This is a genomic window from Frankia sp. CeTa3Moorea, assembly GCF_978021225.1.
Window position 1 is genome coordinate 1 of the sequence record NZ_CDXDOR010000180.1, and the last position, 8,157, is coordinate 8,157.

Genomic DNA, 8,157 nt, shown 5'->3' on the forward strand with positions numbered 1-8,157 from the left:
GGCTTAGGCGTTGGGTGGTGCCGGTCGGCTCAGGGCGTCGGCGCGGACGCGGACGAGGCGCACGATGGTGAGCACGGTCGGCCGGGTGCGGTCGATCGGCGGGTGGACGATGTCGCGGTCGTAGGCACCGAGCAGCAGCCCGGCGGTGACGGTGTCGACGGCCTGGGTGGCGGGGGTATCGGCGGGTCGGTGGCCGTTCGTGGCGGGAGTCCAGCCGGCCGGCGGGATCACCACGGCCGGCGGGCCCGGGGGCACGCGGAAGATCAGGGTGACGTGGGTGGGGTCGCCGTGGTGGTCGACGTAGAAGGCGCTGTCGGGCAGGTCGGCGAGGGCCGCGGCGAGGGCGGCGCTGTCCGCGGCGGGGCGGACGGTGACGTGGATGGTGTCGGGCCAGGGGCGGTGGACCGACACCTGCGGGTCTGCGGGCATGGCAGGGGTCCAATCACGGCGTTGCGGGCGCGAAACCCGGCCGGGAAAAGGGGCAGAAAAGGTCGCCGTCTATCCAGTCGAGAAACCGGAATAGAACGAACCGACACGGCCTTCTGGAGATCACGAGTGTGAGTGGCGGGAACGCTGCGGATACGGACGCGCCGTCCGCAGGGCGCTGAAGTCACCGGGTCGACGGGGCGATGACCATCTCGTCCGTGCGCAGCCGGCGGATCTCCTGCGGGCCGACGACATGACGATGACCGTTCATGCCGAGGTCGACGCAGATGCCGACGTGGTGGCCGTCGTCCTCGGCGTGTTCGCAGACGACCGCCCAGACGGGGAAAGGCCACGCCTCTGGAGAATCCTGGGGGTCTCCCAGAGTCAGGGCTACGACGTCCCCGGGCTTGTAGACCCGGTGGGTGTGTCGTGTCGCGGTGGTGCAGCGCAGCCGGCCGCAGGGCGGTGTGGCGGGCGGACGGATCGCCTGCCTGTATTCGCCGGTCTTTTCCCAGACTTCCAGGTGGTCGGCCACGAGGAGCCGCCGTAGATCGTCTTCGATCATGTATGGGGCTTTCAGGACAGAGACGTTCTCGAACCGTCCTGACAGCACCGTGACCGCCGGATTCATCTCGTCGTGGACCCGCCATAGTACCGTCGGCGGATCGTCCGGGCGTCGCCCGAACGTCGCAATGTGAATACCCATCAGGGCACCTTCCTGGGGAAACAAAAGTAGGGAGCGGGTGGGATGGCAGGCCGACCAGCCGCACGGTGTAGACCGCCGCGCGGTGCGCGTCAGGGCAGGTCGCTGTCTGCTCGGTCGAGGCGGCGCAGGAGCGCGAGCGCACGTGTGGCCTGCTGGACGCGGCCGGCGATGGCGACGGTTTCGGCGCGTTCGCCGAGGGCGCGGTCCTGCCAGTCGTCGGCCAGGACGTCGCCGTGACCGATCAGGGCGTACGGCCCGAGATCCCAGATGATCACGTTGACGGCCAGGGCGGCTAGCGCGAGCTCATCAACATCGACCGCGACCCAGCGGATGGTGCGCGGGTCACCGCCGGCCTCACGGATCGCCTGCGCGGCGGCGCGTAGCAGCCCACCGGTTCCGGCGGTGGGCTCGAACACCCGCTCGCCGGCCTGCGGCATGCCGCCGTCGAACCGGGCGAGGAGGTCGGCGACGTCGGGTGGGGTGTAGTACTGGCCGCGTGCCGCGCGGGCGCCGCGGGTCCGCAGCACCGTCAGCAGCGGGCCGAACAGGTCGACGTCGTAGCGGGCCGCATCCAGCAGCTCGTGCAGCCCGGCCCGCAGCGCCGCGTCCACGACGCGGCGCACGGCGCGCAGCAGGTCGCGGTCGGGGGCGGGGTCGGTGAACCACGGCGCGGCCAGCAGGAAGACCCGGGGAAACAGGTCGGGGCGGACATGGGCGAACAACTGCCAGGTCGCGCGCAGGAACCCGAGCAGCCCGGCCTCGTCGGTGTCGGTCAGCTGGGCGGCGACCCAGACGCGTTCGTCGGCGTCGTCGGGGGTGCGCACCGCGAGGGCCGCGACGACCGACAGCGGGATCTCGATCCGGTCGCTGACGGCGGCGGTGTGCCATGCCTGGTCGACGGCCTCGGCGATCCGATGAGCCTGCGCCAGCGCGCCAGCCGGCGTGGTCGGCCGTGGCCGGGCCGGGCCGGCGGCCCGGACGGGCCGTGACGATGCGCCCATCGCGATCTCCTTTCACAGGGCGGAAAAACACGTGAGCGCCCCCGCCACCAGAGGTGTGGCGGGGGCGCTCGCAGGCAGACAGGTGTGGTCAGGTGGGGCGGCGGGTGAGGTGATGGACGGGGACGGCCCGGCCGGTCGTCATCGCCGCGCCCGCCAGCGTCAGCAGCGTTTCGGCGACCTCGCGGGGCACGAGGGTGCGCAGCCGCAGGTCGGCGTACTCGGCCGAGTAGGGACCCTCGATGCGCAGCATCAGTCGTAGGGAAGGCTTGAGCAGGTCAGCGACGATCCACCACTTGTCGTCGCCAGCCGGGTACAGCTCCAGCTCGAAGCGGGGCGCGATGATGCGAGACATAGGCGAACCTCCCGGTGAGAGGCGGACGTGGGCGCCCCGCGACGGGACAGCGCACCCCGGCGATCGGGCTGGCCGCGAGACACCCGTCCGGCGATGCGTCGACCCGGCGGACTACCGGCGAGATGGCACGGCGGACAGCGGCACGCCGAGGTCGCTGGCGAGGATCGCCGTCGTCCCGTCGCAGGACCGCAGCTCGCCGATCACCATGACCTCGCTGGCGACGTGCAGCGTCCGGACGGCCCGCTCGGCGACCAGCCCGTGGGCGAGGACCGGCAGGGCGACGGTCTCGCCGTTGATCCACCAGTCCTCGGACCGGCTGTAGACCCGTGGGACGTGGACGACGGTGAAGCGGACGGCGGCAGCGCCGCGCTGGTCGGTGACGGTGACCGGGTCGTCGGCCAGCCGGCCGCACAGCGCCGCGGTACTCACCGCACCTCCCCGAAGATCGTCCGATCGGTGTAGGTGAGCAGGTCGGACAGGTCCGTGTCCCAGCCCTCGGACCGGGCCTCGGGGACGTGCCGGCCGCCGTCGACGATCAGGTAGAACCAGACACCAAGGTCGGCCGGGCCGTAGTCGTCGTCCTCGTCGCCGGGCTCCTCGCCGCTTGCCCCCACCGTAAAGTTGATCTCGACCGTGGTGGTCGGGGTGGTCTTGCGCAGGACCTCGAACCCCTCGCCGTGGTCGACCACAGCCCAGCCGGCGGGAAGCTGGTCGGGCAGGTCGATCCCGACGCCGGTGTGCCGGTCGACGGTCCACATCTCAGACGTCCTCGGCGAACGTGGTGCCAAGGATGTGGTCGGCGGCGTGCTGGGCCTGGGCCGCGGCCTGGACGACGAGCTTGCTGTCCTCGCGCAGCACGCCGAGCCAGGAGCGCAGGTAGGCGGCGCTGTTCTCGACGAGCGCCTTCTGGTCGATCCCGGCGATGGCGCACAGCAGCGCCGCGCCCATCTCGGCGACCAGCTCCTCTTTCGAGTAGACCGGGTCGCCGAACCGGCCGAACGAACCGGTCCGGACGCCGTCGCGGTCCAAGCGGGTCTCGTGGCCGGTGGAGTGGGCGAGTTCGTGAAACAGGGTGGCGTAGTACGCCTCGGCCGAGTCGAACGCCTCGATCGGCGGCATCGTCACCCGGTCGACCGCCCCGGGCTCGTAGTACGCCGCCTCACCCGTGCGGATCGCCGGTGCGTGCGGGTAGCCGGCGGCGATGGCCTCGGCGGCGGCGATGCGTGCGACGTCGGGGCGCTCCAGGGCGGCGTAGGTGGGTTCGGTGCCGTCAGCCCAGTCAGCCTGGTCGGCGTTGAACACCCGGTAGTAGCGCAGCAGGAAACAGCGCTCGTCCTGCTCGTCGTCGCCCTTCGCCTTGTGCAGGTAGGACTTCCAGAAGACGACCAGGGTGGAGTGCTCGCCCTTGCGGACGGTCCCACCCCGCTCGTTGATCTTCCGGAGTGTGCCCCACCACGGCGAGCGGTAGCCGTTCGCAAGCGCGGTCAGCCCAAGCAGGAACGGGTTGACGCCCCGGTACGGCTTGCCTGTCGCGAGCGACAGGGGCACGCCGACCTCGACGTTCCACGGCTGATGCCACGGGACCGTGCCGTTCTCCAGAGCGTTGACGACGGTGTCGGTGACGATCTCGTACACGTTCTGTCGCGTCACCTCACTACACCTCCTTGGGTTTTCAGCGCGACGCGCGGGCAGCCAGGGGCCGCCCGCGCGGGAGCGCTGATCTGCGGGGTTTGCTCTTGATCCGCCGGATGTGGGCATGGCGACGCCCCGACGGCTGGTCGTGGACGGGTGACCGCCGGTCAGGAAAGGTCGAGTGCCGTGGCGGCGCTCAGAAGCGGTAGTCGGCGGCGTTGCCGTTGACGTCGACCACCAGGGCGGTGCCCTTCGGGCGGCCGGTGTTCTCCAGGTAGACGTAGACCGACGGCTCGCTCTCGCCGTCGGCGTCCTCGCCGTCGTTCTCCTCGGCGACCAGCCGGAAGAGGATCTTCACGCCGTCGATCTGAAGGACGTACATGTCGCTGGCGTCGTTCGTGTCGGGCGCCGCGCCGTAGACGCGCACGAGCGCGTCCCGCACGGCGTGAACGGTCGGCCGGGGCGGCGTGACTTGCTGGTCGCTCGCGCCGGGCGGGCAGACCTCACCCGGGTAGACCGGGAAGCGGTCGCCCGGCTCGACGACCCCTTTGCCGAGCTTCGGGTTGGGGGTCGGTGCGCCGGTGTAGGTGACGATCAGCATTGGGTCGCCGTCGGAGTCGGTCAGGCCGGCGGCGTCGACCTGTCCGGGATACCAGGTGCGCTCGACGAGGAACTCGACGTGGCTGCCTGGTAGCAGGGCGGCGAACTGGTCGGCGGTGAGCGCGCCGGGCAGGCTTGCGGGGTCGTCGTGGTCGTGGACGTGGGTGGGGGCGTCGGTCAGCCAGGTGAGGAACGCTGCGAGCTGGCCGGCGGGTTCGGCCGCGGCGACGGGGATCTCGGCGTAGGCGTCGAGCCCTTCAGCGACGACGGTCGGCGTGCCGACCTCGACGTCGGGATGCTCCTGCTTCCAGGCGTTGACCGCGAACGTCACACTGTCGCGGCTGGCGATCTCGACGATGTCCTCGCGGGTGTCGCGGCGGGTCAGCCGCGCGTGGACCAGGTAATGGCTGTCGGGCGGCATGGATACCTCCGCATCCGGTCGGGGAAAGTGCGCGGGCGCGGTCCGACGCTTGTGTCGGACCGCGCCCGATCGGTGCGGCCGGGGGCCGGCGCTGGGTGCGTCGGGCTCGCCGGTCTCGTCAGTGCGTCGTCGTTGCCGCTAGCCGGAGTTGGGCGGGTGACTGGCGGAAGCAGATGTTGACGCTGTCGGCGTTGGCGGTGACGGCCCATTCGTCGAGCAGCTCGACGAGCTGGTCGCGGACGGTGTCCTCCCGCTCGCCGGTGACCCCCTCGTCCTCGTCGGTGTTGACCGCGATCAGCCGGCCGCGCGGTTCACCCAGCTCGTCGGCGTAGACCTCCACCTCCAGGTCGCTCGCGGCCGGGCAGACCGCGCGGGTCTCGCCTTCGATGAGGTCCTCCAGGACCGCCCGCAGCTCGTCGCGGGCATCCAGGAACGCGTCGCGGACCTGCTCCCGGCGCCGCTGGGCACGGTCGTAGGGCGTCTCGGACCGCCGGGCCAGCACGGTCCGCAGGCCACGGCCCAGCCACGTCCCTCCCTGCCTCGTGCGGCCCGCGCGCATCACTGATCTCCATGGGCAAGGCCGGCGACCGGGGCGGTAGCCGGCGAGGATGTGTCGCTGAGGGCGTCGGCGGGCGGCGTGTCGACCAGATCCACGTACAGCGGTTCGCCAGCGGCGTCGGCCTGGCGCAGCGCGGCGAGGGTCTGCTCCGCGAACGCCCGCAGGCCCTTGCGGGAGTAGCGGGCCACAGGCTCGCGGCGGTGCCACACCGGGTCGTGCATGCCGTACTTCGTGATCCCGACGCCGTGGTCGGTCTCGGTCTCGTTGCGCAGCTCGGCGTAGAACTCCTTGCTCTGCCCGTGGTGGCGGATCGTCAAGTTGACCAGCAGCGTCCCCGGGGTGGGGGTTTCCTCGACCCGGCGCACGGTCCACTGGTAGGTCAGGCGCCGGTTGGCCTCGTGGACGAACAGCTTCGGTTCGCGGTCGGTGATGAGACTCATCGCCATCTTTTCCTTTCTCCCCGCCCCGGGTCACGGGCGCGGGGCGGTGGTGGGTGTTTCCCGGAGGCGGCCGTCGTCGGTATAGGCGAAGGTCCGTAGCCGCAGGTAGGGTGCTGGCCGGAACAGCGGCATTCCGTCGACGACGTACGCGGCGAAACTCCGGCAGATCCACATCACCCAGCTGTCCGGCTTCTCCTCCGTGCTGGTCGTCGGCAGGACGCCGGTGGATCGGCGGTCCGTTATCCGGCGCATGTCGCGGCGCGCGAGATGTGGGCACCAGACTGTGGATGCCTCGGCGCAGGATTCATGCATCGGCGGGTCGTGGTAAGCGCGGGCCGCGACCGCACCCGGGCCGCCCAGAAACGCCACCTCGGAGTCGAACGGGTTTCCGCAGATACCGCAGCGGCCCTCGGACGCGAGGCGCAACGCCTCACGGCCATCGACGGTGGAGAAGTCCGGGCCTCCGTCCAGGCGGCGCGCGGTGACCGCCGGAATCGGCACCCCTCGATGCCGGTCGATAGGCAGCGAACGCATCAGGTCAGGGAGTTCACGGGCAGGGTCCACTCCCACTCCTTTCTCACAAGAAATCGAACAGATTTCCCGGACAGGAGGCGGCGGGCAGCCGCGCAAGGGACCCGGCATGCGCGGCAGCAGAGGCCCCATTCCGGGGAGCCGACGGCGGTGGACGCGCCGCCGCCGGCCCGGCGACGGCATCCGTCAGCACGCGGGGCGACAGCGCGTTTCTGCTGGCAGCGGCGCGAGATGTCGGCCGTAGGCGAGATGGTCAGCCGACGTAGGTGGCGTTTCGCGCTCGCGCGAGCGCTTGGAGTGCCTCCAACTCCGTGTGGTACCACAGGATCGGCGGGCGTCGTTGGCCGTCATTCGGTCGGACGGTGGCCAGACGGCCGGTGTCGATGATTTCTCCGGTCTCGATGGTCTCGCCATCCTGGCGAACTTCGTAGCCGTAGTTTCGGAAGCCCGGCAGGATGGTTCTGTGGACGGTGCGCTGCGTCACGGGCTGGCCTTTCGTGAACGCGGGAAACGGTCATGCGCGCAACGCTGCCGCCGAGACCGGCCGTCGCCGATTAGGGCGCAGTTCGGCTAGCGGCGGGCGTTACGCCACGTCTCGGATTTCTCGCGCATCAGGTCGAGGGCGTGGTCCCAGTCGGGAATGTCGTACGCGCCGTCAATCCCGTTCTGGTCGTCGTGCAGCAGGACGACGTGAAACTCGCCCGGATGGGTGCTTGCGGCGGCCACGGCCCACAGCGGGGCGTAGATGCCCACGCGAGGAAGGTAGATACCGGCGACCACGGGTCCGCCGAAGAACAGGACGGGCAGGGGAAATTCAGGTGTCATCGCTGTTCGTCCCTTCGCGGGAGGAATCCAGAACCCTGGTGCTGCCCGGGGTCAGGGGTCCGCGGTGGGCCGTGGGCGCCAGACGGGCCGGCCGTCGTCGTCGACCCGTTCGAGGCCGAGTGCGTCGGCCCAGACGGCGCAGCTGTGGCAGGGGCGGGTGCAGCGGGCGCAGTCGCCGTGTTGCAGGGCATCGCGCCAGTGGTGCTCGACCTCGGCACGCGAGACGTGGGAGTAGGTCCAGGTGTCGATGTCGTGCGTCAGCCGGTCGCGCAGCGCGGCCAGGATGCGCACGGCCCGGTCCGGGTCGTAGCCGGGCATCGAGTGGTCACCGATCCCAGCGGCACGCAGCGCTTCGTATCGCTCGCCGTGGCCGCCGGTCAACGGGGCCAGCAACGCGGCAGCGTCGAGACGATCGTCCTCGGTCGGCGGGCCACCCCGGTTGACCGGCCGCCGCCGCAGCTCGTCGAGGTCAGCCGCCGCGCGGCCGGCGTGGCGCCGAGGCGGGCGGCCCATCGTCAGCTCCCAGCCGCATCGGCGCCCGAGGCAAGGACGGGGGCCGAGGCGGCGGCGGGTGGCGGGTCGAAGCGGATCAGGTAGCCGTGGTCGTAGTCGTCGCTGATGGCGCCATCGACGGCGGCGAGGTTCGCGACCTCGTCGCAGATCT

General features: G+C 71.1%; 14 protein-coding genes. All 14 read right to left on the reverse strand.

What is annotated here, in order from left to right; translation table 11 throughout:
* Positions 1–3 precede the first annotated feature (3 nt).
* The 14 genes from AC08OV_RS21460 to AC08OV_RS21525 all read right to left on the reverse strand — a co-directional run bounded on the left by AC08OV_RS21460 (position 4) and on the right by AC08OV_RS21525 (position 8,006).
* Positions 4–429 carry a hypothetical protein gene (locus AC08OV_RS21460; protein WP_476620192.1) on the reverse strand — a complete coding sequence of 142 codons (426 nt, stop codon included), beginning with the start codon at positions 427–429 and terminating at the stop codon, positions 4–6.
* Positions 430–610: 181 nt separating this feature from the next.
* Positions 611–1,132 carry a hypothetical protein gene (locus tag AC08OV_RS21465; protein ID WP_476620193.1) on the reverse strand — a complete coding sequence of 174 codons (522 nt, stop codon included), beginning with the start codon at positions 1,130–1,132 and terminating at the stop codon, positions 611–613.
* An 89-nt stretch (positions 1,133–1,221) separates the two neighbouring features.
* Positions 1,222–2,133, reverse strand: coding sequence for an N-6 DNA methylase (locus AC08OV_RS21470; protein WP_476620194.1), 912 nt, complete (start codon positions 2,131–2,133; stop codon positions 1,222–1,224).
* Between the two features lie 88 nt (positions 2,134–2,221).
* The gene (locus tag AC08OV_RS21475; RefSeq protein ID WP_476620195.1) at positions 2,222–2,485 is read right to left on the reverse strand and encodes a hypothetical protein; all 264 of its coding nucleotides are present in this window, start codon (positions 2,483–2,485) and stop codon (positions 2,222–2,224) included.
* A 111-nt stretch (positions 2,486–2,596) separates the two neighbouring features.
* Positions 2,597–2,914 carry a single-stranded DNA-binding protein gene (locus tag AC08OV_RS21480; protein ID WP_476620196.1) on the reverse strand — a complete coding sequence of 106 codons (318 nt, stop codon included), beginning with the start codon at positions 2,912–2,914 and terminating at the stop codon, positions 2,597–2,599.
* Positions 2,911–3,243 (reverse strand): hypothetical protein, encoded by a 333-nt coding sequence (locus AC08OV_RS21485; RefSeq protein WP_476620197.1) that lies wholly within the window; start codon positions 3,241–3,243, stop codon positions 2,911–2,913. The genes AC08OV_RS21480 and AC08OV_RS21485 overlap by 4 nt, the downstream gene beginning before the upstream one ends.
* Before the next feature lies 1 nt (position 3,244).
* Complete coding sequence (locus tag AC08OV_RS21490) at positions 3,245–4,135, reverse strand: ArdC family protein (protein ID WP_476620198.1); 891 nt, start codon at positions 4,133–4,135, stop codon at positions 3,245–3,247.
* A gap of 178 nt (positions 4,136–4,313) precedes the next feature.
* Positions 4,314–5,138 (reverse strand): hypothetical protein, encoded by an 825-nt coding sequence (locus AC08OV_RS21495; RefSeq protein WP_476620199.1) that lies wholly within the window; start codon positions 5,136–5,138, stop codon positions 4,314–4,316.
* Positions 5,139–5,256: 118 nt separating this feature from the next.
* Positions 5,257–5,697: a hypothetical protein gene (locus tag AC08OV_RS21500; RefSeq protein ID WP_476620200.1), complete on the reverse strand. Its 441-nt coding sequence runs from the start codon at positions 5,695–5,697 to the stop codon at positions 5,257–5,259.
* Positions 5,697–6,137, reverse strand: a complete 441-nt coding sequence (locus AC08OV_RS21505; protein ID WP_476620201.1) for a hypothetical protein — start codon at positions 6,135–6,137, stop codon at positions 5,697–5,699. Before AC08OV_RS21505 ends, AC08OV_RS21500 begins: the two co-directional genes overlap by 1 nt.
* Positions 6,138–6,167: 30 nt before the next feature.
* Positions 6,168–6,701 (reverse strand): hypothetical protein, encoded by a 534-nt coding sequence (locus AC08OV_RS21510; protein WP_476620202.1) that lies wholly within the window; start codon positions 6,699–6,701, stop codon positions 6,168–6,170.
* 220 nt (positions 6,702–6,921) lie between these two features.
* Complete coding sequence (locus AC08OV_RS21515; RefSeq protein ID WP_476620203.1) at positions 6,922–7,152, reverse strand: hypothetical protein; 231 nt, start codon at positions 7,150–7,152, stop codon at positions 6,922–6,924.
* Positions 7,153–7,238: 86 nt separating this feature from the next.
* Positions 7,239–7,493, reverse strand: a complete 255-nt coding sequence (locus AC08OV_RS21520) for a hypothetical protein (protein ID WP_476620204.1) — start codon at positions 7,491–7,493, stop codon at positions 7,239–7,241.
* Between the two features lie 51 nt (positions 7,494–7,544).
* A complete protein-coding gene (locus AC08OV_RS21525; RefSeq protein ID WP_476620205.1) occupies positions 7,545–8,006 on the reverse strand; it encodes a hypothetical protein in 462 nt (153 codons plus the stop codon).
* Positions 8,007–8,157 lie beyond the last annotated feature (151 nt).